The organism is Halomicrococcus pelagicus, from assembly GCF_050954125.1.
The window spans coordinates 1-24,738 of the sequence record NZ_JBPBWC010000019.1; the positions used below are offsets into that span (position 1 = coordinate 1).

Genomic DNA, 24,738 nt, shown 5'->3' on the forward strand with positions numbered 1-24,738 from the left:
CCCGGGTGGTCGACCACGTCGTCACAAACACGGAAGAACCCGTAGAGCACGTACGTCGGGTGGCGAACTCGCTCCGGCAGCAGCCGCGTCGCGAGGTGGAACGTTCGCCCGGTTCGCTGCTGTATCGCCTTTCCCGTTCGCACGTGAGCGTCCTTCATGTGTACCAGTCCAGCGAACGATGCATTCTACCGCATCGGACAGAAAAAAGACGGCCCCCAACCCGTTGGGGTGACGGCTGGACGACCGTCCTACCAAGTGTCAATCGTTCGCGAAAACGGCATAATAAAGCTAATAGACGCGGGGTCACTACGAGTGTGTAACATGCACCGACGTACCTTTCTCTCGGCGGGGGCAGTCTCGCTCGCCGGACTGAGCGGTTGCCTCAGCGGTGGGAGCGGGTCGTATCCGATGCCGGAAGACGGCAACACCGACGGCTATCCGCCGAAGTCGGCCGTGAACGGAGCGAAAGACCCCCAGGTCGACGTTTCGTCGCTGGCGACGACGAAACAGAACGGCCGGAACGTGCCACTGCTGCCGGTCGACGACGCCATCAAGTGGTACAAACGACGCGAGGCGCGCTTCGCCGACGCGCGCGGCCCGAAGCAGTACGAAACGTCTCACATCTCCGGCGCGGTGCTCAGCCCTGCCCCGGGCATCGACACGAACTTCGACAAGGACCCGGTGAAAAACTGGTCGAAGGACGACCGCATCGTCTGCTACTGCGGCTGTCCCCACCACCTCTCGTCGCTCCGGGCGGCCGCGCTCATGAACAGCGGGTACGAGAACGTCTTCGTCATCGACGAGGGGTTCTGGGCGTGGCACGAGTCCGGCTACCCCATCAACGGCCAGAACACGAAGAAAGCGCCGGACAACTACGCCATCGAGGGCGTCACCAGCGACGAGTTCGCCGGCAAGTCGGCGTGGGCGCGCCACCCCGACTCCGGACAGAACGAGGCGACCGACATCCAGGATGACGGCACGTACACCATGCATCTCAAGTTCCACGAGGTGACGCCGTCCTCGACCATCGTCGTCGAGACGCCCGAATACACGGTCGAGGGAAGCCTCGAAGAACTCTCGAACGGCGTCGTCGAGGGCTGACCCGGGGACCGGCCGCTTCTGCTCCCCCCGTCCCGACCGTCTCTTTCTTCTTCGCATCCTCGTCGGACGTCGAGCGCCGAGCGTACGCTACGAACGAGCGTCGGGTGCTGGCCTGCCCTCGATAGACAGATCTCCGGCACCATCTTTCCGAAATAGTAACAGATTAAATATCTGTAATAGATTCCTCATATCCCGGTAGATGCTATCGGAGGCGCTTATAAAAAATTCCCATTTGAAGCCGAAAAGATACGGACAGAACGTAGATGTGTCTAACTGCGGAGAAATCCAAACCGGTTGGAGAAAATATATGACATACGACGATAACCGAAATTCGGAGAAGGAAACAGACGGAGTACATGTAGGACGGAGAGAGTACGTGAAGCTCGGGGCGTGCGCCATAGGGGGCGCGGGAATGGTGGCGTCGGCCTCGCGGCCGGCGTCCGCACGGCTCTCGCGGTCGACGTACACGATTCGAGTGGGGACTGCCGAGGAGACGACTGTGTACGTCACTGAGGCCGCAGACGACGGGCCGACGCTGATGGTGACCGGAGGCGTCCACGGCGACGAGACGAACGGCTACCGCTCCGCACACAGGATTCGAAAGTGGGACATCGACGCCGGGAAACTCGTCGTCCTGCCGGAGGCGTGCAAGCCCGCAATCGAGGCGGGGACCCAGCAGTACGAGGACGGCGACCTGAACCGTCACTTCCCGGACGGTACGGAGGAGGAATCGCCGCTCGCGGACGCCATCTGGGACGTGGTTCTGCAGGAAGACGTCGACTTCCTCTGGGACCTCCACAGCTCTTATGGCGTGTACGAGTCTGGCGACGGCGGGGTCGGCCAGGCGCTGTTCGCAACCGACGCAGGCGACGCCGGTGTCCACTCGAAGGCCATCCGCGACTACCTGAACGCCGAGGTCGTCGACGACTCGCTGGACGACGAGTACGACTTCCGCGAGCACACCCACAACGACGACGGCTCCCGCGACATGCTGAAACACAAGATGGGTGCGACGCTCGACACGCCCGCCATCATCTTCGAGACGACCGAAGAGCTGTCGCTCGACCGGCAGACCAAGTACACGACGGCCGCCGTCGAGCGGTTCATGTACCGGTTCGGCCTCCTCGAAACGGTGAGCGTGACCGAAAGCTCGAACCACCTGAGCTACGACGGCGACGCGACCGCCGTGAACGCGCCCGCGGACGACAACGGCCAGCGCTCCGGCCTCCTCTTCGGCGTGACGAACGACGCGGACCGGGAGGCGACCATCACCGATATCGAGGTTGCGCCGGCTAACGCCGCCGTCGACGAACTCGCCGACCACTCCTACGAGGAGGGTCAGTGGACGAGCGAACTCCACGTCACCGCCGACGTCCAGGACGGTCTCACGGACATCAACGGTGGGACGGCGCTTCCCGCGACCATCGACCTGAGTGCCGACGGCTTCAGCGATAGCGCGGACCGCGAGGCCATCCTCTCCGCCGGGTCGTCCGCCACCGTCTCGCTCTACCAGTTCGAGTCGGGCGGCGCGCCGGTCGACATGGTCGGCGAGGACCTGACCGTCACGGTCGAGTACGAACTCGCCGACGGACAGACTGGATCCGCCGAGTTCGCGCTCGCTCTCTGACGGCTCCGCCCCCGATCCGGAGAGCGACGGCGCACCGTCCCGGAGAAACGCCTTTGTTCACGGATGGCGAGGGTTCCAATATGGTGGCCGAGACCGAGCGCGACGACATGATCTGGTATCAGTGCGAGGAGTGCGGACTCCTGTTCGACGACCAGGAGGACGCCAGCCAGCACGAACAGAACTGCGACGCCGAAGACCCGTCGTACATCCAGTGAATCACTTCAGGCCGGCGCGTTCGCGGTGTTCGTCGGCCAGTCGTTCGGCGTGATCGCGCGACTGGCAGGCCTCCCAGCGCACCTGCGTCGCGTCGCTGTACGACAGCGCCGTCTTCAGTTCGTCGCGGAGGACGCCCGCTTCGACCGCCAGGATTTCGCCGTCGTCACCGAGTTCGTAGACCCCCCAGCGCTCGGGCGCTCGCCCGACCGTCGAGCGGTTGAGCGTCCGCCACCGCTTCGGGAGACTCATCCGTCGACGGGGTCGTCCGCTCCGTCGCTCTCCTCGGGAACGAACTCGAACGAGCGCTCGCCCCGCTCGTCCTCCTCGAAGACGAAGACGCGGCCGCGGGCCACCTCGGGGTTGGCCTCGACCTCGACGGCGTACCCGTCGGCGCGGACGGTCACGCCGGGGAACAGCTCTTCTTCCTCCCCCGGTTCGAGCATCACCCGGCCGACGCCCGTCGACTCGAGGATGTCGTCGTGGGTGTTGCGGTCGTTGACGTACATCAGGACGCCCTCCGTCTCGGTCGGGTCGGTGACGAGCACCTGGACGAGCTTTCCGGGCTGGGTTCGCAGGGTGCCGTCGACCTTCTCGGGAACTCCGTTGTAGAACGCTTCTCGCCCGTCGGTGTACTCGACGACGATGCCGTCCTCTCTGAGTTCGACGCCGAGGGTGTCCGGGGAGACGTCGTTGCGGGCGCTCATGGCCGGACGTTCGGCCGCCGCCGACTAAAGGGGCACGTTCCGAACGCCCACCGGGAACCGACCGGAGTTGCCACGACCGCCAGCGTGAAGACGCGGCCCCGCGAACCACGAGGCATGCACGGCCGGGCCGAGGCCCCCGCGGCGGGAACGGTGCTCAACGCGCTCGCGACCGGCGTCGGGTCCGCGTTCGCCATCGACGCCGTCACGACCGTCGAGGTCGACCTCGACGACTCCGGCGCGTTCCGCGGCGAGGTCGCCGGTGCTCCGGACGCCGACACGGCGCTGGTCGAGCGCTGTGCCGAACTCGCGGTGGCGGAGTACGGCCAAGGGGGCGACCGCGACGGCGACGAAGCGGACGTCGGCGGCACGGTCCGGACCGACAGCGAGGTGCCGATGGCGGCGGGGCTGAAGAGTTCCAGCGCCGCCGCGAACGCGACGGTGCTCGCGACCCTGGATGCGCTCGGGGTCGCAGACGACGTCGACCGCGAGGACGCCTGTCGCGTCGGTGTGCGGGCGGCCCGCGACGCCGGCGTCACCGTCACGGGCGCGTTCGACGACGCGAGCGCGAGCATGCTCGGCGGCGTCACGGTGACCGACAACCGCGAGGACGAACTGCTCGCTCGCGACGAACTCGACCGGGACGTGCTCGTCTGGACGCCGCCGGAGCGCGCCTACAGCGCCGACGCGGACGTCGAACGCTGTCGCCGCGTCGCGCCCGTCGCGGACCTGGTCGCGGACCTCGCGCTCGACGGCGAGTTCGAGCGCGCGATGACGGTCAACGGCTTCGCGTTTTGCGCGGCGCTGGGGTTCCCGGCGGACCCGCTGGTCGAGGCGCTCCCCGACGCTGCGGGCGTCTCGCTGTCGGGGACCGGACCGAGCTTCGTCGCTATCGGCGAACGAGACGCTCTATCGGAGGTACGTGAACAATGGAACGAACGGGAGGGAACGACGTGGCTGACGACGACACAGACAGACGGGACCCGACGGACATGAGCCTCGCGGAGCTCCGCGAGGAGATAGAGAGCATCGACCGCGAGATAGTCGAGTTGATAGCTCGGCGCACTTACGTCGCCGACACGGTGGCGGCGGTGAAAGACGAGCGAGACCTGCCGACCACCGACGAGTCCCAGGAGCAGGCGGTGATGGACCGCGCCGGCGAGAACGCCGAGCAGTTCGACGTGGACGCGAATCTCGTGAAGGCCATCTTCCGACTGCTCATCGAACTGAACAAGGTGGAACAAAGGAGCAATCGGTAGTCAGAAACAGGGCTACCAAGGCCTATATCGCATGTTTAGCCCGAAAATATTCTTCCGATAGTTGTTCGGTCGGTCGTGGCTGGGGTACTGAGGACCGTCATTGCAGGTCACCGTCTCAGTCTCTCGCCTCGACGTACGTCACCGCTCAATTCTCCGATACTGCTGCGGTGTATGGGACAAAGTCCGGATCTACGTTCGCATCTCACGGATGAGTTGGGCACACTCCGCCGGTTGCCCTAACCAAGGGCCGTGTCCGGCGTCCATCGCCACGAGGTGAGCATCCGGGATCACCTCAACGCTCTCGCGAACGTCATTCGGACTCCCCAGGAAGTCTTGTTCGCCCCAGATGAACATCGTGGGATGCTGGAGATCGCGCAACTCTGCCTCCCGGAGGCGCGTCGCAGCACGCCATCTTCGCACCGTCAGGAATGATTTGAACTCGCCGAACCGCTCGTTAACGGACCGCGGGATGCGGTCGTGGGCGACTTTCGCCCGTATCAGTGCGGGATAGCGCTGAATCGTCTCGCCCTCACCGGCCATCTCCATGAACTTCACGACGTTTTCCTCGCTCGGTTTTTGGACTCGCGCGAGCAGTCGGTTGAGCACGGGCACCGTAAACAATCTGAGCGGGACCGGTGGCCGCGTTCCCGGGAACGTCGGAACGCCACCGATCGGGATTGCGCGGCGAACTCGCTGCGGATGGGTGAGCGCGAACACGAGGCTCCAGTACCCGCCCGTTGAGTTGCCAACGATGTCAGCTCGGTCTACTTCCAAGTCGTCAAGAACACCCGCGAGCACGTCACCGACCGTTTGCCGGTGGTTTGCTGTGGTATACACGAACTTGTCGCTCAGACCGCAGCCAGGTCGATCGATAGCGATCAGCCGCAAGTCATCGAGGTGGGCCATGAGCGGAGCGAAGAACGCCCCGAACCCGCCGGTGCCGTGGATGAATACTACGGGTGGCTCGTCGCTGTCGAGATCGCCCGCCTCGAAAACGTGCAGCCGAGACCGTGGTCTCTCAAGGTTCACGTACCGTGATTGGACGCCGATCCCGGCCTCGTCGAATACGTGCCGCTGGGCCGCCTCGAACTCCGTCTCAGCGGTTGTCGTAGGTGGTGAATCCGGTGTCTCCCCGACCGATTCTGACTGATCTTCTGATTCACTCATGTGTATCCTAGGAGCTTACGATATTCATTGTGATAAGCTAGCGTATGCCAATGCTTGCAGGGCTAATTGAGTGTTCAATTGAATGTTTCTGAAATCGATATCTCTCACCGTTTTTTATCGACCGGAATAGAGGAGCTGTTTTGTCCGTTCCTAAGGATTTTAAGAGCGATCGAAGACAAAAATACAGGCGAAACCGTGCCGGATTTCAGCTACCTGAACAAGGTGGAACAAAGGAGCAATCGGTAGCCGAAAACGGAATTCTGAAGGCCTGCACGTAGAATATAGCACGACGATTTTCTTCCGGCAGTTGCGCTTTCCTTCCTCGGTGAATTGGTGACTGATATGAGTCCGTCACAGAATACTTGACGTGATTCACATTAACAACTAACATGTGCTGTATCCAATCAGGTGATTAATGTTCCCACACTTAACATAAAGAAGTCAATTACGCGGACATCGACCGCAGGACCGCGTCGGAGTGTGTGAACCCTTCTGTAACGGCCACTTGAAGGAACGCAGTATGGGTGCGAAAGGCTGTGAGCCAGCTTGGTCAAGAACCGTCAGCCTGTAGGCTCGATGTTCTGGTTGAGGTGAAACACGTTGTCGGGGTCGTATTCGGCCTTGATTTCGGCGAGCCGCCGGTAGGTGTGCTCACCGTAGGCTTCACGGACCCGTTGGGTGCCGTCATCGGCATCGAGGAAATTCACGTAGACGCCCTCTCGATACGGTTCGAGTGCGTCCAAAAATCGACGGACCCACGCGGTCTCCGACTCGGCGAACTCCTCCGCCTCCTCGGGACGCCACACGCCGTTGATGTTGATGTTGTGAGGCGCGTTCTGATCGGTGTAGGCGGTGGCGTCATTATCGACCCGGCTCACCGCTCCGCCGAGATGGAACAGCACCGAGTACGAGCGGGGTGATTCCGCCGAGAAGGCGTGGTTGACGAACACGTCGATTAGGTCGTCGGACAGTTCGGGCAAGTCGGTCGACTTCCAGTAGTAGTGCCATCCATGGAGAACGGTGCTGTCGGTCCCGCTCTGATGCGCCACATACGGCTCGGGAGAGACCAAGTCGAGAAGCGGTGTGCCGTGTTCGCGCAGCGGTCGGAGTACGCTCTCACCCTCCTCAACCGGACCCGCGTAGCAGGCGTTGATGGCCACGGCGGGTCGCCAGTGAAGCTCCTCGGGGGCAACCGGGAGAGGAGGGATGGTCCCGAACTTGACGACAGTGCCCAGCTCGTCGGGCGCATCCCGCACGAAGTCGCGGTAGAAGCGCAGCACGTCGGCGGTGTCGTCCGCTGGCCAGAACACGGGGCCGGCGAGTACAGTGGGACCGACAGGGTGGAGGGCGAACTCAATGGAGGTCACGATCCCGAAGTTTCCACCACCTCCCCGCAACGCCCAAAACAGGTCCGAGTGCTCGTCTTCCGAGGCTCGGACGAACTCGCCATCGGCGGTCACCACGTCGGCGGAGAGCAGGTTGTCGACGGTGAGGCCGTGCTTGCGCATCAGCCAGCCGATTCCGCCGCCGAGGGTAAGCCCGGCAACGCCGGTGTGACTGACGATGCCGCCCGTGGTCGCAAGTCCGTGGGCCTGGGTCTCGTGGTCGACGTCACTCCACAGGGCACCGCCCTGTACCCGGGCGGTCCGCGCGCGTGGGTCGACCCACACGGCCCGCATCGCTGAGAGGTCGATAACGATGCCGTCGTCGCAGACGGCGGTGCCGGCGACGTTGTGGCCGCCGCCGCGCACAGCGATTTCAAGGTTGTACTCTCGTGCGAAGTTCACTGCCGTGACCACGTCCGCGGCGCCCGCACACTGGGCAATGAGGGCTGGCCGTTTATCGATCATCCCGTTCCAAATAGTGCGCGCTTCGTCGTAGCCCGCGTCCCCTTGGCGAAGGACTTCGCCTCGCAGCTCTGCGCCGAATCCTTGGACGGTTTCTTCGTCTATTTCGATTTGTGGTTCTGGCATGCTATGAACTACCTCTCGTCGAGCGGCGTGTCCATACCTGTGCTACGTGTTACCTCACCATACCCTTATCGCGCGGTTATTCAGTCATTCATTTATATGTGCGACGTATTTAAGGCATCTCTTCCCGGATTAGAAGGGTTTTAATTGGACCGATTCCCCAAAATTTCAGGAGAATCCGTGATGGATTTCAGATACCTTAACAAGATGGAACAAAGGAGTAATCGGTAGTCGAATTTTGCTGTTCAGGGCCTCTAACTCCGGTTAATCGGTTAAATACTCTTCCGGTGGCTGCGCTTGGTTTCGTCGTTTGATTAGTACCGTGTCAGTTGAGCCTGCGCCATGAGAAAGAAGGGCCTCTGCTTACTCTGGGTACAACGCATTCGGAGTTCGTGACGCAGAGACGCGTAGGCGCCGGATGGCAGCAATTACTACTGCAGCACTCACTGCGATCGCCGCGCCAAAAATGAGAACTATACTTGCTGTGTGAAGCGCCTCAACGCCAAGTAGAGCACTCAGCATATTCAGAGCCACAGCGAGGCTCCCTGCGAGCAATATTGTTGCGAAGTATTCCTTGATCTCGTCCTCGTCGACAAGCGTCAATGCTCCTGCACCGATGCGAGCGCCGAGCGCACTTCCCACGAGTAGCGAACCAACAACGGGGAGGGAAACCGCGCCGGTACGTGCGTAGACGAACGCGCCGAACGCACCGGACACGGTGATTTGAAGGATGTCAGTTCCGACGGCGATTCCCGCGGGAACGCCGAGCCCATACATCATTGCAGGCAATAGCAGGAATCCGCCACCGACTCCAAGGAATCCGGAGAGTGCTCCGACAACCCCACCGATAGCTAGGATAACCCAGACCGACACCCTGGCGTCACTGGTCAACGACACCATCGGAGGACATTCAATCGTTTGTATACGATCGGCGAGATCTCTTCCGAGATATTCGCCGCTCTCATGGCGTGCATCACGTAGGGTGTACAGTCCGACGAGGGCGAGAAGGCCGACGTACGCAACGCCGATTACGAGATCAGTCGACTCGAGTTCTTCCAGTACCACGACTGCTCGTCTCCCGACTTCGATTCCTGCGGGCATAGCCACCGTCAGCAACGCGACGAGCCTGTAGTCGATCTGACCGTGAGTACGGTGTCTGAGCGCGCCGATAACGCTCGTTCCGAACACGAAGGCGAGTCCGCTTCCAACTGCCACTTTAGCCGGGTAGCCAAGCACGAGCAGCGATGGCGTGACGAGGAACGACCCACCCATCCCGAAGAACCCGAACAGAACACCGACCAGCAGGCCGAATCCGACGAAGATGGTGATCGATACGAGGCTCATTCCGAGGAGTTCCACGTTACGTCACCCCCAACCAACTCACGAATCGATGGCTCGACGATTGCTATGAGAGCGCCGTAGCAGACATACAGCACGATAGCCTCGCCGAGAACGACCCCGACCATAGCCAATGCCTGCACCGTGTCACTCTGTACTGTCAGCGTATCGCGGATGACTGGAAACGCCGGAGCGGCCAGTAGAACGCCGAGCGAAACCGCGAGTGTACTCACGAACACGATACGGGCGGTCGGCGGTCGCCGCGGGGCTCCTACCCTTTCGCTCTCTGACTCACTCATCGGCGTGGTCCCCTCCGTCGGTCTGCACGGCCCCTGACGGTGTGATGTTCTGGTTGAGACTGAAGAAATTGTTCGGATCGTACTCGTCCTTCAGTGAAACCAGTCGGTCGTACGTCGATCCGAACGTGGACCGCATCATGTCGTCGCCTTCTTCGAGGAATCCCGGGAAGTTCAGGTAGACCGACCCGTCCGAGAACTGGCGCATATCGTCGAGACAGTCGCGCACCCACTCGACGTTGGCATCGTCGTTCTCCGGACGCTCCCAGTTGGCTTCGACGCCCAGCAGGAAGAGAGCGTGCCGCCCCGCGAACGCACTGTCCTCGGCGTCAACCCGTTCGATCGCGCCACCTAACTGCCAGATGTCGACCGTCGACAGCGGCGAGGGAGCCACATCGGTCCAGTAGGCGATGCGATCGATGGCGGACTCCGACAGGCCGTCGAGATACAGCGACTTCCAGTAGTAGCGCATCCCGTCGGAGTAGTCCTCGTCGAAGAGCTGCTGTAATTCCACGTACGGCATTGCCCCGCTGAAGTCCACGATCGGTTCGTCGAACTCCCGCAGGGGCATCAGCGCGCGCTCGCCGTCCTCTTTCGATCCTGCATAACAACCCGCGATTGCTATCTTGGTTTCGTCCACAGCGTCCCCCGGGAAGAGTTCCTCGTCGGGCATCACACCCGACATGGTGAGCGTGCTGACTTCCTCGGGTGCGGATGCGACGTATTCGCGGTAGGCTCGTAGACACTCGGCCATCCGATCCCTCGAATAGAACATCAAACACATCGCCACCTCGGGCCCGACGGGGTGGAGGTCAAACTCGAAGCCGGTGACGATGCCGAAGTTGCCGCCGCCACCGCGAAGCCCCCAGAAGAGCTCCGCGTTCTCGTCTTCACTGGCGGTCAGGTACTCGCCGTCCGCCGTGACCAGATCTACGGACGCGAGGTGGTCACAGGTCAAGCCGTACTTGCAGCGGAGGTGACTGAACCCGCCACCGAGCGTCAGCCCTGCAACACCCGTCTCCGAGACGAGGCCGCCAGGAGTCACCAGCCCGAACGCCTGCGTCTCGTGATCGACGCCTGCCCACGTGGCGCCGGCTTGGACCCACGCCGTCCGCTCGTCGGGGTCTACCCACACGCTCCGCATCTCGGAGAGGTCGATGACGAGCCCGTCGTCGCAGACGGCACTCCCGGCGACGTTGTGGCTGCCACCACGTACCGCGACCAAGAGCTCCTTCTCGCGCGCGAATTTCACCGCGCTGATGACGTCAGCGACGCCTCGACATCGGGCAATCAGGGCCGGACGCCTGTCGATCATCCCATTCCACACCGCACGCGCGTCGTCGTAATCGGTGTCGTCAGGGCGAATCAGGTCACCGTGGAATTTGGCGTCGAACCGTTCTATCTGTTCGTCAGGGACGGCGTGTTGTGGCATAACAAACTAAACGACGGCACGGGTGTTGGCCTCACCTATCGAGCAACGTTCGCTGGAGAGCGTACCGTTTCAGGCGGTGAGACGGGGTTCAGAGTGTGTACAAGATAGGGTTACTATCTGGGACACCCTCTGTCTAGCGAGTGAGCCTCATGGCACCTGACCAAAACGACCGATTGGATGACGATGGCCGTCCGCCACCTGGCTCGCCGGTCTTGGAGGCGATCCTGGAAAACGAACGGAACCGCCGCTATCTCGGCGAGCGTCTGGAGGCCGCAGGCGACCGCGTCGACACGGAGCTCCTTGGCGACATCGTCCGGCACGGTCCCGCCCTCGAAGCGCTCCTGAAGGAACCGCTCGATCGCAGAGAGATCGAAGATCGACTCGACATCTCGCGAGCGACGAGCCACCGCTACATACAGTGGCTCGACGAGCAGGAATTCGTCGAGAAGGTCGACGGGAGATTTCAGCTGACCTGGCGCGGCGCGGTCATTGCAGAGGAGATACTCCGATTCGAGGCGAACGTACGGACCGCACATAGCCTAACGCCCCTCCTCGATGCAGTCTGTGACGACCATCGTGATTTTGTCCTCGAACCGTTCGTGAACTCGACGATCAACGTCGCGGAACCGAACGACCCCTACCGCCCCGTCGAGCGGTTCATGGCACTCGTCCGGGAGTCGGAGACGTTCCGAGGGTTCAACACGACCCACATGGCGCCGCTCGCCCTGGGCGAGTTCCACCAACGACTGTTCGAGGACATCGACACGGAAATCATCTATTTACCCAGTATCGCCGGGAAGCTCTTCGAGACGCACCCCGAGCGTGCCAAGAAGGCGATCAAGAGAGGGCATCTCGCACTTCGAACGCGCGGCACTCTACCGTATGGGCTCGCAATTTTTGATGAACGTGTCGGGATAGGAGGGTACGATGAGGCGACGGGGATCATGCAGGTGTTCGTCGATACTGACGAACCGATTGCACGCGAGTGGGCCGAACGTGTGTACACCTCTGTCCGGGACGATTCAGAGCTGCTAGACGAACGAGCCGATCCTACACGTTAATGTCACGTGTCACGTTCAGTATAAACCGATTTAAAGAGCAGGAGATCGAATTCCGATGGTAGTGATCGTCAGCCGTTTATATGCGTCACCGTATTATCGTCCCTAGCTCGCGCTTTCGGCAGTTCCGAACTCAGAAAGCGACTTTAATCCAAGAAGATGTGTTACGGATTTCAGCTACCTGAACAAGGCCGAGCAGCGGGAGAAACGGTAGCCGAAAACGCGCTTCTCAGGCTGTTTGCTGCTGGTCGAGGCACGGATTCTCTTTCCAGTAGCTGCTCTTTGGGTTTGCGGTCGATGAATGATGTTACAGTTCGTCGTCAAGGCCGTTGACCATCACATTCAATGACCGAAGCGGCGACGAATCGGACGAATAGAACTAGCCGCTTATCTCCGCCCCGTCCGACTTGAACCTCTCAACACGTCGCATGCTCATCGGGCCAAAACGTGTTATTCGAGGACTCGGTTATTTGGTCGGTTCGACGTTGTGGTTGAACCGGAACAGGTTCTCCGAATCCCACTTATTTTTGACCTCGACCAACCGGTCGTAGTTTTCACGGTAGGCGGCCTGCTGGTCGCCGACCTCCTCCGGAACGAAGTTGGCGTAGACGCCGCCGGTCGCGTGGGGAGCCATCGCCTCGTGCATGTCGCGTGCCCACGCGATACACTCCTCGTCCTGGTCGGGATCTGTCCACTGCGTGTGCAGATTCATGATGAATTCGGCGTTACGGTGGGGGTAGGCCGTCTCGCCGACCGGCTTCTCGTTGATCGCTCCGCCGAGATGGGGAATGGCAATCTCCGTCTCTTCGGTAGGGATGGTCTCTCCATACTCCACGAAGGTCTCAATCATCTCGTCGGTGAGCTCTATGAAGTTGTGGGACTTCCAGTAGTGCCGGTTGCCGGCTGGAGCCAGCCCGTCGAATGCCTGTTGCCAGCCGGCGTATGGGTGCGGGCCGACCGCGTCAGCGATGGGGTCGCCGATGTCGCGCACGGACTGAAGCACCTCCTCTCCGTCCTCCATCTCGCCGGCGTAGAACGTCGCCAGGATGACGACCCTCCGGCCATGCCACTCCTCGGGGATGAACGGAAGCGGTGGCGCGTGTCGGATAACACACCAGACTGTCGCATCGTTGGGCGCGTCTGCGGCGAAGTCACGGAATCCCGAAAGAACCGTTTCGGCATCGTCGAACGGATGAACGATCGGCCCGGACAGCACCGTCGGGCCGACCTCGTGCAGTTGGTACTCGAAGGACGTGACAATGCCGAAGTTGCCGCCGCCGCCTCTGAGACCCCAGAAGAGATCCTCGTTTTCGTCCTCACTCGCGTGGACGAGTTCGCCTTGAGCGGTGACGACGTCAGCCGAAAGGAGGTTATCGACGGTCAATCCGTGCTTCCGCGAGAGCCACCCCCACCCACCGCCAAGTGTGAGACCGGCGATACCGGTCGTCGAATTGTATCCCGCGGGCGTGGCGAGGCCGAACGCCTGGGTCTCGTAGTCAAGTTCGTTGAGTACGACGCCAGGTTCGACGCGGGCAGTCTTCGCATCCGGATCGACACGAACCGAATTCATCGGCGAGAGGTCGATCATGAGGGCATCATCCTCGACAGCCCTCCCAGCGATGTTGTGGCCGCCACCTTTTACCGAAATAGGGATACCGCGCTCTTTTGCGAACGTTACTGCGCTGATGACGTCTGCGGTGCCAGCGCACTGGACGATGAGCGCAGGGTGTTTGTCGATCATCCCGTTCCAGACCGACCGTGCCTCATCGTACCCCTCGTCATCCGACCCAATGAGGGTGCCACGGAGTGTCCCCGCAAATTCGGAGACTGCTTCATCAGTAATTTTGGGTATTTCTAGTGACATACCTGTGAGTGTTTATCAGATGTGGAAACAAACGTTGCCTTCAGTGATGCAGGCAGAACTCCGACTACATCGGTGCATATCCGAATCTCACTCACCCACGCTCCCAGTACTCTGCCTTCGGTCTCGAACCACGCTAACTAATTCCACAGGGTTTTGCTGTTCGGCCTCGAACTACGGTAACACAACTCAACGACCAATCCCGGCGCGGTGTCTATCGAAACCAACCCTATGACCGTCATCGCAGATATCACTGTCCCCGCAAACACGTTCGCGTTAGGCCGCGTCCTGGACGATATCCCGGATATCGAGATCGAACTCGAACGCATCGTCCCGCTCCAGGAAGCCATCATTCCGCTGTTCTGGATCTCCGGCGAAGACCCGGAGACAATCGAAGCCAGTCTACACGAGCATCCACAGACGGAAACCGTCACAGAACTCACGACCACCGACGACGAGACACTCTACGAAGTTCACTGGAGCCCAGATATTAACGGTCTCGTTCAGGCACTCACTGACACACACGCGAAAATCCTCGAAGCGACCGGAACTGCCGACACCTGGGACTTCCGATTACGCTTTACCGCACACGAAGACCTGTCTGCGTTCAATATGGCCCTCACCGAGGACGATATCCCAGTCACGCTACGCCATATCTACAACCCAACATTGCCTGAAGATCAGTCCGCACTCTCGTCCGATCAGCGTGAGACACTGCTGACAGCGTATCGCCACGGCTATTTCAAGGTGCCGCGACGAACGACGCTCTCCGACCTTGCCGAGGCTGAAGAGATCAGCGACAGCGCGCTCTCCCAGCGTATCCGCCATGGGGTAGATGCGCTCATAGAGCACACGTTGCTGGCAGATGACCAGCCCAGCCGGTAGTAGCCCGAGGTTGGCAGGGTTACCAGACCAGTCCGACTCAATCTAAATCACGACATTCTCAGCATCGATCGAGTACGAGACCGAACTGTCTGATGGAACAGCACACCTCTTCCTGGGTTGGAGGGTGCACTCGACCGGTGGCAAATGTACGATCAGCACTGAAGGCAACAGTTCTCCCCGTGGCAGTCAGACTCTACCATACTCACCAACGGTGGGTGTGACTGTTAATGACCAACGACCAGCAAGCTAATCCCGAGTGGAGCCTCGAAGGAGAGTTCATCGAAGCGTGCAACTGCTCAGTCCCGTGCCAGTGTTTGTGGTACGAACCAGCTGATGACGGTGGGTGTACCTTCGCTGGGTTCTGGAATATCAACGAAGGGGCCTATGGCGACGTGTCCTTGGACGGTCTAGGCGCTGGGATGCTTGTCCTGGACGAGGGAATACTCCTTGAGGGCGGGTGGCACGTCGTCCTCGTAATCGACGAGGCTGCTGACGAGAAGCAAGCGGATGCACTCAAGACTATCTTCTCCGGTCAAGCAGGTGGATTGTTCGAAGCCGCAGCTCCCCTCATCGATTCAGTCGAAGACAGTGTTGCCGTCCCGTTCACATACTCCCAGGAGGATGATCACCTCTCGTTCAGCGCAGGAGATATAGTTACGATAGAGACTAACAAGCTCGTTGGCTTTGGAGACAGCCAGGGATCGGTGCATCCCCACCCGTTTATCCCGCCAGAACAAACGGCGAATACCGGTAAGACGACCGAGGCGACTGTCGCCTTCGATGACGACTTTTCGTGGGATGTCAGTGGAAACAACTCGTACTTTAGCGAGTTCGAGATGGCGAATACCTGAACTCACCACTCCTTGTCCCACATAAATATGGTGACACGAGATTCCGTTCGACAGTCTCTCACGGTTCGTCAGCTGCCGGTCATCGCCATCGCTATCTACGGTATCGCGCTTGTCGCGTGGATAGCACTTCTCCGACAGTGGCTGCCAATGCCGGGGGGAGAGATGGGCATGCGGATGTCCGATCCAGGAGTTCCGGAGGCGATGGTAACCGGATATGGCCTCGGCGGCGTGGGATTCTATCTGACTATGTGGGGGGTGATGATGATCGCCATGATGTATCCCTCATCGGTGCCGCTGTTCCGGTTGTACTACGGCACTCTTCAGGATGCCACGAGAGTCGCAAAACTCACCCGGCTGGGCGCCCTGCTCGGGACGTACACGCTTGTTTGGACGCTCACTGGACTGATCCCACTGGCTGTTAATTCTGTGATTCCAATTTCGGCGCTCGCCACTGACCACGGGCCGCTCCTGTTCGGAGGTGTACTGGTGCTGTTGGGGGGATACCAACTATCGCCATATAAATATAAGTGTCTTGATAAGTGTCGCTCACCGCTAGGCTTTCTGATGTCCCATCATCGCCCCGGCGTTCGAGGTGCCGCGAGCATGGGCTGGCGCTTTAGTCTCTTCTGTGTCGGCTGCTGTTGGGCATTGTTTGCGTTCATGGTCGTCGCTGGCACGATGAACATCCTCTGGATGGGTATCATCACGATCGTTCTCTCGCTTGAACGAACGGTTTCGTGGGGGCCTCGGTTGGCAAGGGCCGTCGGCATCCTCTCAGCGTTTGGAGGCGGGAGCCTGGTCGTCGTGCATGTGTTTGTCGGATAGATGAAAACAAGTGAGAGTGACAGAAAATTCTGGTTCTTTTATGACACTCTGACAGTGATAGGTCTCACGGTCGTTCTGGATAGAGGGCACGTCTCGGTCACAGCGTGCCAATAAAGTCGCCAAGGACTCGGATGAATCGCTCGGGTTCCTCAATAGTGAGACAATGGCCACTGTTTTCGAAGAGTTCAAACTGGGCATTCGGTACGAGTTCTGCGACATTTTGGACGGACGCAACGCTGCGCCACTTTTCATCTGCTCCAGCACACACTAACGTTGGGACGTCAATCTCGGGAAGTACATCCCGGTAATCACGCAAGTACAGTAGTCCAAAGAGTAACGCGCCCTGGATTGATGCGGGCGTCCGTGACCCTTCGTCGAGTATTAGATTACGAAGTTCCCGTGATGGCGGCTCATTGAGCATCGCCTTCGCTTGCTGGTCGAGGAGTTCGATAGGTGATGTCTGGATCTGACCGATGGCCTCTTCGAGATTATCGACAGTGTAGCTCCCGTAGTCGTAGTCCTCCCGTTTCACGGGTGACGGTTCCATGTCGATATCTACGAGCGCCCGAATCTGATCAGTACCGAACTGATGGATATACTCCCACGAAACAATGGCCCCCATCGACCACCCGACGAGAATGACATCATCGAGATCGAGTTGCTCTAAGAACGATCGTATATCATCAGCATAGTGCTGGATGGTGTGACCGAGTTCCGTCTTCTCGGATCGACCATGGCCTCTAAAATCGACCCCGACCGTCCGATAGTCACCAGACATCGCTGTCAGCTGCGGCTCGAAGTATCGAAGACCCGCCGTGGCCCCATGAAGGAATACGATCGGTTGACCCTCACCGTGATCCTCGTAATAGAGGTCAGCCCCATTGCACTGGATGACTGGCATAGTAGCGAAACTACGTTGCCGTGACTGATAATACCGAGCAGGGTTCGAAGATGTGCTGAATGTAGGCTATGAAGTGGGTGAATTCTTCTTTGGCACGCCTATCGACACAGAAGTTTGCCTCAGCTCACGAAATACGCCCGATTTCGACTCCAAGATCTAGAAATTTCGACCGAGCTGCTACATAGGGGTTGCTCGGATACCGGTGAAATACACACAACTGTATTACGTGAGTTATTGAACTGAATAAAGTTTAACAACGATAGAAGGTGTAATTTACTTGCGCTTGACACAGAGTGACCGCTAATAGCTGAACTCATGGATGAGTAGCTCATCGTCACCAGCTTGTTCACAGAGGATAGCAATAGCGTCAACTATGCGGAGTTGGCAGGCGTCCGGGTGAGAGCCAATATCCCGTGCGATCTCCGCATAGAAGGCGTCCGTCTCGGGGAGTACCGGTCGTAGTTCCCCAGCAAGTTCTGAGAGTTCGCTCCCGTAGAGAAACCCGGTCTGGTCGGTTTCGAATAAGTAGTCAGTTTCACGGACTTCGATACGATAGGTCGCCTCGTCCGTGTATTCTCGGCCGTGAACGTCTTCACGTGTTTCTTTGCCAGTTCGATCGCTTCCGCTTCGTTTTCTGATTGAACGATGAAGCGGCAATCGGCTGCTGCCGCCTCGCAATCGAGTTTGTGTGCGTTCGCCATCGGTGTTACCTCCCACCGAGAGACGGTACGAATGCACCGGTTAGATGGGTATTCGTGACGGTCTAGAGTGACTTCTAGGATTCAGATTGGAGACCTCGGTATGCGAGTGCGGCCCCCACCACGAATACGATCGTAGCGAGGTAGATAGGCCCGAGATGCGTCATCCAGTTGTGGCTGAAGAGGTCCATGTAATGCATCGGGAGGGCAAGGCCCAGTCCGACCACGGCTGCGACGACCGCAGCTGCCCACGCCCACAATAGGCCACTTCGCACACCGTACCACGCCAACGCTACGACTGCAATCCCCGTGGAGATGATGAACGCGGCGGTCGCAACGTGGAGATGGTCGATGTAGTGTACGACCGCGGGGTCGATCGCGTTGAGCTCCGCCCTCGTAACCCCGTTCAGAGTTGCGACGCCGAGTTCGAAGCCGGTGCCGAAGAACGTTCTGGCGAGGAAGACCACTCCGTAGCCGATGAAGGCAACGCCCGCGAGTGCCATCAGGAGTGATCCGAACCGTTCCTTGCGTCCGAGTTCGTAGTCAGTCGCGTGACGGTCGACTGTTGCTTGGTTTACGCTCATGGTATAACCGGGAGACACTACGAGACCGGAACTTGTGTAGGTATCTAGTGGGTTTCGGGCAACCCCTGGCCGTCTTTCATCGGCTGCAAGGTGGGCGTCAACTGCAAGCCGGGGCCGGCCGTTGTGCGGTTCGCCGCGTCATCCGCGCTCGTCGTCCGTACCGAGCGCCATGGACGGTGATGCACCCCGCGAACGTAGCCGTCGGGCAGTTCTCGACTACGCTCCCGATGCCCGTGAAGTGATTCCTCGATCGCTTTCGAGAGCGACCGTTGGCGTCTTGCGCCGGTAGAACGTGAAGACGGATTCCGCCCACTCGCGTGCCTCCGGGGCGTCGGTATCGATTACCACGTGGACCACCCCGCTGGTGGGGTCGTAGCCGATTATCGCGATTCGGTCGTCGAAGATTCCGACGCCGTAAGGCGGCAAGTTGTCGTGTACCCATACGGTAAGGTTGTCGCTCTCCAGAGCCTCGACGAACTGCTCGGAGTAAGTCGAGCGGATGTGGTTGACGACACTCGGCGGATCGACGATCTCCGTGCGCATGCCGTCGACGATCCGCTGACAGAGTTCATCTTTACTCGGCTCGAGCAAGGCCAGGTCGACCCCGACGAACCGCAACCGGTCCGTCTCCCGGAGCAGGGACAGAAATCGGGTCACCGGGCGATACGGGTCGTCTGCCTCGGCGACCGTCACGACCGCATCGGACACCATATCGACGGTGAAGCCGCTTGCCTCGCTCGGAAGCCACTGCCAGACGTTGCGGAGGGTCTGCTCGGTTTCGACCCGGTCGACCAGCTCCCACATCCCCGCCGCGATGAATGCACCCAGTTGTGTCGCCTCGTAATGCTGTTCATCCCTGCGAATCCAGTGTCGGTCTTCGAACGCGCGCAGCGTGCGCCCGATCGTGGACTGGGACACGCCGGTGATGGCCCGGAGGTCGGCCCGGCTCTGGGGCCACCGGGCCAGTGCGGCGAGCGTGGTGACGCGGTGGTCTGACCGCGCGAGGAACTCGACGTCGTCGAGCGGAGTGCTCGTGGTGCGCGGTGTCATGTCGTTTGTACGCATGCTTATAATATAACGGTTTGGTGCTCGATTACGGCGTTTCTAGCCCGTCTACCGCGACGGTTCCCTCTTCACTGTCGTTTCACTCGTTCGACGGATTCGTATGGACGCCGATAACTGGACGGCCTCGAACCGTCGGCAGGGTACAGTAGTCACGCTCGTTCGCGCCACTCCCGACGGAGGAGTCCGTACTGGACCATGTCGCGGTACTCGCCGTCGACGAACATGAACTTGCGGCGGCGTCCCTCCTCGGTGAACCCGAGCGACTCCAGCAGACCGCGGGAGGCGTCGTTACAGTCGTAGGCCCCCGCACCCACGGCGGGGGTGTCGTACTCTCGGAAGACGTACTCGACGACGAGCGAGACGGATTCCGTGCCGTAACCCTCGCCGTGAACGTCCGGAACGAGCCAGTAGCCGAGTTCGGGGCGTTTCCAGTCGGCGTCCGAAACGCTCACCTGGCCGATTCGCGTCACGTCGTCTTCGTCGGGGCGACCAGGACCGGCGTCGTCTTCGTCGAGACAGACGAGGAACTGGTCCGTCCCCTTCTCGTCCGACACGTCGATCTGCTCCCGGTTCCTGAGAGGATTGCCGAGCGGATACCGGATCTCGGGGTTGGCGCTGGCGCGCTGGAGGAACGTCCTCGCTCTCGACCGTCCGGAGCGTGACCCGCTCGCCACTCGTGATGCGTGCGCCTGGCATGAGTACAGGGGAACGGGGGTCCACAATACGCTTTCTGTATCGGACCGGAACGGGGTGGAGTCGTCCACGAGGCACGGCAGGTAACGGCGCTGCATCTCTCGGAGACGCGCGAGCGGTTTACTCACCGCTGGTGATTCGTCGGGCCGGCGAACGGAAGTCGGTCTCCCCGCTCTCCGTCGCTCCGCCGCGTTCGACTCGGTCGGGTCGACCGACGTTCCCGGATACGGCGATACGCGGGAGAACAGCCACCTGGCCGGAACCCCTCACCGTATCCGCTTATGGAACGAGGCAGTGTGTCTCCCTTCTATGACCGATTCGAACAGCGACGAGTTCGACCCGACAGCGCCAGACCAACGGGAGATAGGCCGCGAAATGGTCGACGAAAGTACGGGCCTCGGGTCGGTGATGGCTCACGCCTATCGCGGAGAACTGGACCGAGTGGGGACGTGGCGCCAGCGCCTCGACCAGACGACGACGTGGGCGGTGACCGTGCTGGCCGCGATACTGACGTGGGCGTTTTCGAGTCCCGATAACCCACACTACATCTTGTTGATCGGGGTCGTCGTCGTCACCATTTTCCTGGGCATCGAAGCCCGGCGGTACCGGGACTACGACGTCTTTCGCTCGCGCGCTCGACTCCTCCAAGAGAATCTGTTCGCAAACGCCCTCGATCCGTCCCAGGGCGTCGAAAGCCACGACTGGCGGGCGAAACTGAGCAGGGACTATCGCAGGCCGACGCTGAAGGTCTCCTTCTACGAAGCACTCGCGAACCGCCTTCAGCGCGTATATCTCGCTTTGCTCGGTGTCCTGTTCGCCGCATGGGCCTTCAGGATTACAGCGTTCGCGCCGCGCCAGGACTGGCTGGCGACTGCCGGAGTCGCCCGTATCCCCGGAATTGCTGTGGTCGTCGTCGTCGTCGCGTTCTACGTCACACTACTGGGCCTCGCGTTCTGGCCCCGAGAGCGTCACGCCAAGGGCGAATTCCGTGAAGGGGATACGGACGAATGGAAGGAGACGGACCAATAATCCGTTGCCGTACCGAGCACGACTCGCGGGCGAACGAGGGAAACGGTCAGCAGCGCGTTTCGGCGGCGTTCCCCGGTTCTCTCGTGCTACGCGAGGCGTCCGAAGCAGACCGGACGCCGATCTAAGTCGACCGATACCGTGGGTCGAACCGTCGCGGAGCAACTCGCCCTACAGGCTACCAGCGGTACGCTGACCTTCGGTCTGGAGTCTTCGGAACGAGAGATTTTTCCAGGCGTGTCGAAAAGGAAAATCAGATGAGCGACGACGACGACGCAAACACCGACGAAACGGTTCGCGAAGCTATCGAGCACTCGCGTCACGGCGCACCCGCTGTCGGATCGGTCGTCCGGGACCGGTTCGAAACCCACGAGGTGTTCCAGCGGATCCTCGCTGCCGCCGACGAGGAGGCCACGACCGGGGACCGGGAGCTGTTCTTCAGCGCCCTCGCGGCCGGATTCGCGATCACGATTACCTACCTGCTGTACGCCTCGCTGACCGCTGCAACGGGCGGTGACCCGGTTCTGAGCGCACTGCTCTACCCGCTCGGGTTCATCTACATCATCCTCGGCGGATACCAGTTGTACACGGAAAACACGCTCCCGCCGGTGGTGCTCGTACTGGAGCGACTGGCGAGTCTCCCTCGGCTGCTCCGGATCTGGGCGATCGTCCTCGTCGGTAACTTCGCTGGCGGCGGCCTGGGTGGGGTCGTGCTGGCAACGACCGGCGTCCTATCGCCGGACGCGGCGGTCGCCGCCAGCACCATCGCGACGAAGGGCATCGAGACGCCGTTCTGGGATCTGTTCTTCAAAGCTTGCTTCGCCGGGCTGATCGTCGCCGGTGTCGTATGGCTCGATTACGCCGCCCGTGACACGATCTCTCGATTGGTTCTGGTGTACGTGGCGTTTCTCGCCATCCCCTTCGGGAACCTGTTCCACGTCGTCGTCTCGTTCACCGAGGTCGTGTATCTCGTCGTCCGCGGACAGGCCGCGCTCGTCGGGTCCCTGGTGGACTTCGTTCTGCCGGTGCTGCTCGGCAACACCGCTGGCGGCGTCCTGCTCGTGACCGTGGTCAACTACTTCCAGACGACGTCGGAACGACGCAAGATGGCCCGAACGGACGCTGCCGACCGGCGACTGTCGGTCCGGGACTGGTTCCTCGGACGAGGGGAGAATCGGTCGTACATTCCGGACGGCTGGAACGGAGACGGCGGGTCGCATCGCCACGACGACTGATCGGTCCCGTTCGACGGAGCCGAACGAGAAGTCGACGGGCTAATTTCCGACGGTCGTCTCGAACGATACTACTTTTCTGCGAGTGTCCACACGGTCAACCCGATGAGCAGTCTCCTCGTCCCGTTCGTCGTAGCGCTGATTTCGACCGGCGTCATCTGGAAGGCGAGCGAACTTCTCGAACGGTCCGCCGAACGTCTCAGCAAGCACTACCGCTTGCCCGTCGCCGTCCACGGAGCCATCGTCGTCGCCGTCGGGTCGAGCTTTCCGGAACTCAGCTCCGTCGTCGTCAGCACGGCCCTTCACGGGGAGTTCTCGCTCGGTCTCGGCGCTATCGTCGGGAGCGCCATCTTCAATCTCCTCGTCATCCCAGCCGTGTCCGCGCTCACCAGCGAGAAACTCGAAGCGACCCGCGACATCGTCCACAAGGACGCTCAGTTCTACATCATCAGCGTCCTGGTCCTGTTCATCACGTTCGCGCTCGGTGCAACCTACGTCCCCGGCGGGACGAACAGGGTCGCCATCCTCACCCCCACGCTCGTGATCTTTCCCCTCGTCACGTACGGCGTCTACGTCTTCCTCCACCACCAGGACACCCGCGAGCACGCGAGCACCGACCACGTCGACGTGGAACCGCGTCGCGAGTGGACGAAGCTCGCGGTTTCTCTCGTCTTCATCGCCGTCGGCGTCGAAGGTATCGTCCGCGCGGCTCTCAGCTTCGGCGCGATTCTCGACACGCCGAGTTTCCTCTGGGGGTTGACCGTCATCGCTATCGGGACGAGTCTCCCCGACGCGTTCGTCAGCGTCCGCGCCGCCAGAAACGACGAGAGCGTCACGAGCCTGACGAACGTCCTCGGGAGCAACACGTTCAACCTCCTCGTCGCCATCCCGGTCGGCGTCCTCATCGCCGGGTCGGCTACCATCAACTTCCTCGTCGCCGTCCCGCTGATGGGTTTCCTCGGCTTCGCGACCCTGGTGTTCGTCGTCTTCACCCGCACGCACCTCGAACTCACCGAACGGGAGGCGTACGTCTTCGTGGCCCTGTACGTGACGTTCCTCCTCTGGATGGTGCTCGAAACGGTCGGCGTCATGGAGACCGTCCACGGTCTCTGAACCCGGGCCGACGCTCGGGCGAGCGGAGTCGGTACGGACGACTCCGAGACAGCCGACTCGTTTCGGAGAGCCCCCTGTCGAACTCGCCTCTCCGGAATTTCGGCAGATGACGTCGGCGGGCGGCTCAGTACTCCCAGAGTCGCTCGACCCGCGAGGCGATCTCCGGATGGCCCTCCCGCAGCGCCTCGACGTCCGTCTCGCCGTCGACGTTGACGACGTGGACCTGCCCGCGGCGCCCGGAGTACGCGTCCTGGAAGTCGTACACGACGCCGACGACGTCGACCGCCGACGGAATTTCGTCACTCTCGACGAGGAACTCGACCTGCCTGTCGACGTTGTACTCGACGAGCCGATTCACGGCCTCCGTCCGGCTCAGGTCCGCGGAGAGCGACTCGACGCCCGCTTCGAGTCGAGGCTTCAACAGGTCGAGACAGTGCTCGATACCCGGTGGCTCGGAAACCCCGCCGTTCAGGTCGTCGTACGTCGCCGTGACAGCCCCACAGCCCGTGTGTCCGACGACGACGACGGTGTCCGTCCCCGTGTGCTCGACAGGATAGAGGACGTCTCCCGAGACCGCCTCGCCGGATTCGGTCCGCTGAACGACCCGGTTTCCGATGTTACTGCACGTGAAGATACGCCCGGGCCGGTCGTTCCCCCACATGTGGTCCTGCAGGACGCGCGAGTCCGAGCAACAGACGGTGACCACGTCCGGTCGTTGTGAGTCCTGTACGTCGTCGAACCGGGACTGGAACTCTTTCGCGTGGTCCGAATTGCTCCGCAGTAGCTCGACGAATCCCCGATGCATAGTTGGAGCGAATAACGCCTTCGGATATATTCCT

At 60.9% G+C, this 24,738-nt stretch carries 24 protein-coding genes and 3 pseudogenes; 12 read left to right on the forward strand and 15 right to left on the reverse strand.

The window, feature by feature from the left end:
• Window positions 1-158, reverse strand: a 158-nt coding sequence (locus tag ACRYA2_RS22030) for a squalene/phytoene synthase family protein (protein ID WP_433633277.1), incomplete at its 3' end; no start/stop codon positions are given.
• A gap of 163 nt (window positions 159-321) precedes the next feature.
• On the opposite strand from ACRYA2_RS22030, the gene ACRYA2_RS22035 reads away from it, so the two are divergent.
• From ACRYA2_RS22035 to ACRYA2_RS22045, 3 genes are all read left to right on the forward strand, one after another.
• On the forward strand, window positions 322-1,101 hold the full coding sequence (locus tag ACRYA2_RS22035; RefSeq protein WP_433633099.1) for a rhodanese-like domain-containing protein: 780 nt from the start codon (window positions 322-324) through the stop codon (window positions 1,099-1,101).
• 376 nt (window positions 1,102-1,477) lie between these two features.
• Complete coding sequence (locus ACRYA2_RS22040) at window positions 1,478-2,728, forward strand: succinylglutamate desuccinylase/aspartoacylase family protein (RefSeq protein ID WP_433633101.1); 1,251 nt, start codon at window positions 1,478-1,480, stop codon at window positions 2,726-2,728.
• Window positions 2,729-2,808: 80 nt separating this feature from the next.
• A complete protein-coding gene (locus tag ACRYA2_RS22045; RefSeq protein WP_433633103.1) occupies window positions 2,809-2,943 on the forward strand; it encodes a DUF7128 family protein in 135 nt (44 codons plus the stop codon).
• A 1-nt stretch (window position 2,944) separates the two neighbouring features.
• Here the strand turns inward: ACRYA2_RS22045 and ACRYA2_RS22050 are convergent, their stop codons facing one another.
• The gene (locus ACRYA2_RS22050; RefSeq protein WP_433633105.1) at window positions 2,945-3,193 is read right to left on the reverse strand and encodes a DUF7508 domain-containing protein; all 249 of its coding nucleotides are present in this window, start codon (window positions 3,191-3,193) and stop codon (window positions 2,945-2,947) included.
• Window positions 3,190-3,648 carry a DUF5796 family protein gene (locus tag ACRYA2_RS22055; RefSeq protein WP_433633107.1) on the reverse strand — a complete coding sequence of 153 codons (459 nt, stop codon included), beginning with the start codon at window positions 3,646-3,648 and terminating at the stop codon, window positions 3,190-3,192. The genes ACRYA2_RS22050 and ACRYA2_RS22055 overlap by 4 nt, the downstream gene beginning before the upstream one ends.
• 114 nt (window positions 3,649-3,762) lie before the next feature.
• Here ACRYA2_RS22055 and ACRYA2_RS22060 point away from each other — a divergent pair, with 114 nt between their 5' ends.
• The gene (locus ACRYA2_RS22060; protein WP_433633109.1) at window positions 3,763-4,641 is read left to right on the forward strand and encodes a shikimate kinase; all 879 of its coding nucleotides are present in this window, start codon (window positions 3,763-3,765) and stop codon (window positions 4,639-4,641) included.
• The gene (locus tag ACRYA2_RS22065) at window positions 4,575-4,904 is read left to right on the forward strand and encodes a chorismate mutase (RefSeq protein WP_433633111.1); all 330 of its coding nucleotides are present in this window, start codon (window positions 4,575-4,577) and stop codon (window positions 4,902-4,904) included. The genes ACRYA2_RS22060 and ACRYA2_RS22065 overlap by 67 nt, the downstream gene beginning before the upstream one ends.
• Window positions 4,905-5,093: 189 nt before the next feature.
• Here ACRYA2_RS22065 and ACRYA2_RS22070 read toward each other — a convergent pair whose 3' ends face one another.
• From ACRYA2_RS22070 to ACRYA2_RS22090, 5 genes are all read right to left on the reverse strand, one after another.
• Window positions 5,094-6,071, reverse strand: a complete 978-nt coding sequence (locus ACRYA2_RS22070; RefSeq protein ID WP_433633113.1) for an alpha/beta fold hydrolase — start codon at window positions 6,069-6,071, stop codon at window positions 5,094-5,096.
• A gap of 560 nt (window positions 6,072-6,631) precedes the next feature.
• A complete protein-coding gene (locus tag ACRYA2_RS22075; protein WP_433633115.1) occupies window positions 6,632-8,044 on the reverse strand; it encodes an FAD-binding oxidoreductase in 1,413 nt (470 codons plus the stop codon).
• A 360-nt stretch (window positions 8,045-8,404) separates the two neighbouring features.
• Window positions 8,405-9,385, reverse strand: a complete 981-nt coding sequence (locus tag ACRYA2_RS22080; protein WP_433633279.1) for a sulfite exporter TauE/SafE family protein — start codon at window positions 9,383-9,385, stop codon at window positions 8,405-8,407.
• Window positions 9,382-9,678 (reverse strand): DUF7512 family protein, encoded by a 297-nt coding sequence (locus ACRYA2_RS22085; RefSeq protein WP_433633117.1) that lies wholly within the window; start codon window positions 9,676-9,678, stop codon window positions 9,382-9,384. Before ACRYA2_RS22085 ends, ACRYA2_RS22080 begins: the two co-directional genes overlap by 4 nt.
• Window positions 9,671-11,107 (reverse strand): FAD-binding oxidoreductase, encoded by a 1,437-nt coding sequence (locus ACRYA2_RS22090; protein WP_433633119.1) that lies wholly within the window; start codon window positions 11,105-11,107, stop codon window positions 9,671-9,673. The genes ACRYA2_RS22085 and ACRYA2_RS22090 overlap by 8 nt, the downstream gene beginning before the upstream one ends.
• Window positions 11,108-11,256: 149 nt before the next feature.
• Between ACRYA2_RS22090 and ACRYA2_RS22095 the strand changes: the two genes are divergently transcribed.
• Entirely contained in the window at window positions 11,257-12,168 is a 912-nt protein-coding gene (locus ACRYA2_RS22095; RefSeq protein ID WP_433633121.1) for a helix-turn-helix transcriptional regulator, read from the forward strand.
• 463 nt (window positions 12,169-12,631) lie between these two features.
• Here ACRYA2_RS22095 and ACRYA2_RS22100 read toward each other — a convergent pair whose 3' ends face one another.
• A complete protein-coding gene (locus ACRYA2_RS22100) occupies window positions 12,632-14,029 on the reverse strand; it encodes an FAD-binding oxidoreductase (protein WP_433633123.1) in 1,398 nt (465 codons plus the stop codon).
• A gap of 228 nt (window positions 14,030-14,257) precedes the next feature.
• Between ACRYA2_RS22100 and ACRYA2_RS22105 the strand changes: the two genes are divergently transcribed.
• The 3 genes from ACRYA2_RS22105 (at window position 14,258) to ACRYA2_RS22115 (ending at window position 16,587) form a co-directional block, all read left to right on the forward strand.
• Window positions 14,258-14,911 carry a bacterio-opsin activator domain-containing protein gene (locus tag ACRYA2_RS22105; protein ID WP_433633125.1) on the forward strand — a complete coding sequence of 218 codons (654 nt, stop codon included), beginning with the start codon at window positions 14,258-14,260 and terminating at the stop codon, window positions 14,909-14,911.
• A 227-nt stretch (window positions 14,912-15,138) separates the two neighbouring features.
• Entirely contained in the window at window positions 15,139-15,762 is a 624-nt protein-coding gene (locus tag ACRYA2_RS22110) for a DUF1326 domain-containing protein (protein ID WP_433633127.1), read from the forward strand.
• Between the two features lie 27 nt (window positions 15,763-15,789).
• Window positions 15,790-16,587, forward strand: coding sequence for a DUF2182 domain-containing protein (locus tag ACRYA2_RS22115; RefSeq protein ID WP_433633129.1), 798 nt, complete (start codon window positions 15,790-15,792; stop codon window positions 16,585-16,587).
• Between the two features lie 97 nt (window positions 16,588-16,684).
• On the opposite strand, the gene ACRYA2_RS22120 is transcribed toward ACRYA2_RS22115, so the two are convergent.
• From ACRYA2_RS22120 to ACRYA2_RS22140, 5 genes and pseudogenes are all read right to left on the reverse strand, one after another.
• A complete protein-coding gene (locus tag ACRYA2_RS22120) occupies window positions 16,685-17,488 on the reverse strand; it encodes an alpha/beta fold hydrolase (protein WP_433633131.1) in 804 nt (267 codons plus the stop codon).
• Window positions 17,489-18,049: 561 nt separating this feature from the next.
• Window positions 18,050-18,189 (reverse strand): annotated as a pseudogene (locus ACRYA2_RS22125) (DUF1059 domain-containing protein); the annotation flags it as partial.
• A 74-nt stretch (window positions 18,190-18,263) separates the two neighbouring features.
• Complete coding sequence (locus tag ACRYA2_RS22130; protein ID WP_433633133.1) at window positions 18,264-18,770, reverse strand: hypothetical protein; 507 nt, start codon at window positions 18,768-18,770, stop codon at window positions 18,264-18,266.
• Between the two features lie 216 nt (window positions 18,771-18,986).
• A complete protein-coding gene (locus ACRYA2_RS22135) occupies window positions 18,987-19,820 on the reverse strand; it encodes a helix-turn-helix transcriptional regulator (protein WP_433633135.1) in 834 nt (277 codons plus the stop codon).
• A 164-nt stretch (window positions 19,821-19,984) separates the two neighbouring features.
• Window positions 19,985-20,531 (reverse strand): annotated as a pseudogene (locus ACRYA2_RS22140) (GNAT family N-acetyltransferase).
• Window positions 20,532-20,837: 306 nt separating this feature from the next.
• Between ACRYA2_RS22140 and ACRYA2_RS22145 the strand changes: the two are divergent.
• The 3 genes and pseudogenes from ACRYA2_RS22145 (at window position 20,838) to ACRYA2_RS22155 (ending at window position 23,899) form a co-directional block, all read left to right on the forward strand.
• The gene (locus ACRYA2_RS22145; RefSeq protein ID WP_433633137.1) at window positions 20,838-21,557 is read left to right on the forward strand and encodes a DUF2270 domain-containing protein; all 720 of its coding nucleotides are present in this window, start codon (window positions 20,838-20,840) and stop codon (window positions 21,555-21,557) included.
• Between the two features lie 254 nt (window positions 21,558-21,811).
• A pseudogene (locus ACRYA2_RS22150) lies at window positions 21,812-22,744 on the forward strand (formate/nitrite transporter family protein); the annotation flags it as partial.
• 147 nt (window positions 22,745-22,891) lie between these two features.
• Window positions 22,892-23,899, forward strand: a complete 1,008-nt coding sequence (locus ACRYA2_RS22155) for a sodium:calcium antiporter (RefSeq protein WP_433633139.1) — start codon at window positions 22,892-22,894, stop codon at window positions 23,897-23,899.
• 124 nt (window positions 23,900-24,023) lie between these two features.
• Here ACRYA2_RS22155 and ACRYA2_RS22160 read toward each other — a convergent pair whose 3' ends face one another.
• The gene (locus ACRYA2_RS22160; RefSeq protein WP_433633141.1) at window positions 24,024-24,704 is read right to left on the reverse strand and encodes a carbonic anhydrase; all 681 of its coding nucleotides are present in this window, start codon (window positions 24,702-24,704) and stop codon (window positions 24,024-24,026) included.
• Window positions 24,705-24,738 lie beyond the last annotated feature (34 nt).

Excerpts from the sequence above, each read along its gene's own strand:
- ACRYA2_RS22105 (WP_433633125.1), top strand. The coding sequence starts at position 14,258 with ATGACCGTCATCGCAGATATCACTGTCCCCGCAAACACGTTCGCGTTA.
- ACRYA2_RS22070 (WP_433633113.1), bottom strand. The coding sequence starts at position 6,071 with ATGAGTGAATCAGAAGATCAGTCAGAATCGGTCGGGGAGACACCGGAT.
- ACRYA2_RS22045 (WP_433633103.1), top strand. The coding sequence starts at position 2,809 with ATGGTGGCCGAGACCGAGCGCGACGACATGATCTGGTATCAGTGCGAG.
- ACRYA2_RS22075 (WP_433633115.1), bottom strand. The coding sequence starts at position 8,044 with ATGCCAGAACCACAAATCGAAATAGACGAAGAAACCGTCCAAGGATTC.
- ACRYA2_RS22080 (WP_433633279.1), bottom strand. The coding sequence starts at position 9,385 with ATGAGCCTCGTATCGATCACCATCTTCGTCGGATTCGGCCTGCTGGTC.
- ACRYA2_RS22110 (WP_433633127.1), top strand. The coding sequence starts at position 15,139 with ATGACCAACGACCAGCAAGCTAATCCCGAGTGGAGCCTCGAAGGAGAG.
- ACRYA2_RS22085 (WP_433633117.1), bottom strand. The coding sequence starts at position 9,678 with ATGAGTGAGTCAGAGAGCGAAAGGGTAGGAGCCCCGCGGCGACCGCCG.
- ACRYA2_RS22135 (WP_433633135.1), bottom strand. The coding sequence starts at position 19,820 with ATGACACCGCGCACCACGAGCACTCCGCTCGACGACGTCGAGTTCCTC.
- ACRYA2_RS22155 (WP_433633139.1), top strand. The coding sequence starts at position 22,892 with ATGAGCAGTCTCCTCGTCCCGTTCGTCGTAGCGCTGATTTCGACCGGC.
- ACRYA2_RS22130 (WP_433633133.1), bottom strand. The coding sequence starts at position 18,770 with ATGAGCGTAAACCAAGCAACAGTCGACCGTCACGCGACTGACTACGAA.
- ACRYA2_RS22050 (WP_433633105.1), bottom strand. The coding sequence starts at position 3,193 with ATGAGTCTCCCGAAGCGGTGGCGGACGCTCAACCGCTCGACGGTCGGG.
- ACRYA2_RS22065 (WP_433633111.1), top strand. The coding sequence starts at position 4,575 with ATGGAACGAACGGGAGGGAACGACGTGGCTGACGACGACACAGACAGA.
- ACRYA2_RS22160 (WP_433633141.1), bottom strand. The coding sequence starts at position 24,704 with ATGCATCGGGGATTCGTCGAGCTACTGCGGAGCAATTCGGACCACGCG.
- ACRYA2_RS22145 (WP_433633137.1), top strand. The coding sequence starts at position 20,838 with ATGACCGATTCGAACAGCGACGAGTTCGACCCGACAGCGCCAGACCAA.
- ACRYA2_RS22035 (WP_433633099.1), top strand. The coding sequence starts at position 322 with ATGCACCGACGTACCTTTCTCTCGGCGGGGGCAGTCTCGCTCGCCGGA.
- ACRYA2_RS22055 (WP_433633107.1), bottom strand. The coding sequence starts at position 3,648 with ATGAGCGCCCGCAACGACGTCTCCCCGGACACCCTCGGCGTCGAACTC.
- ACRYA2_RS22115 (WP_433633129.1), top strand. The coding sequence starts at position 15,790 with ATGGTGACACGAGATTCCGTTCGACAGTCTCTCACGGTTCGTCAGCTG.
- ACRYA2_RS22090 (WP_433633119.1), bottom strand. The coding sequence starts at position 11,107 with ATGCCACAACACGCCGTCCCTGACGAACAGATAGAACGGTTCGACGCC.
- ACRYA2_RS22120 (WP_433633131.1), bottom strand. The coding sequence starts at position 17,488 with ATGCCAGTCATCCAGTGCAATGGGGCTGACCTCTATTACGAGGATCAC.
- ACRYA2_RS22060 (WP_433633109.1), top strand. The coding sequence starts at position 3,763 with ATGCACGGCCGGGCCGAGGCCCCCGCGGCGGGAACGGTGCTCAACGCG.
- ACRYA2_RS22095 (WP_433633121.1), top strand. The coding sequence starts at position 11,257 with ATGGCACCTGACCAAAACGACCGATTGGATGACGATGGCCGTCCGCCA.
- ACRYA2_RS22100 (WP_433633123.1), bottom strand. The coding sequence starts at position 14,029 with ATGTCACTAGAAATACCCAAAATTACTGATGAAGCAGTCTCCGAATTT.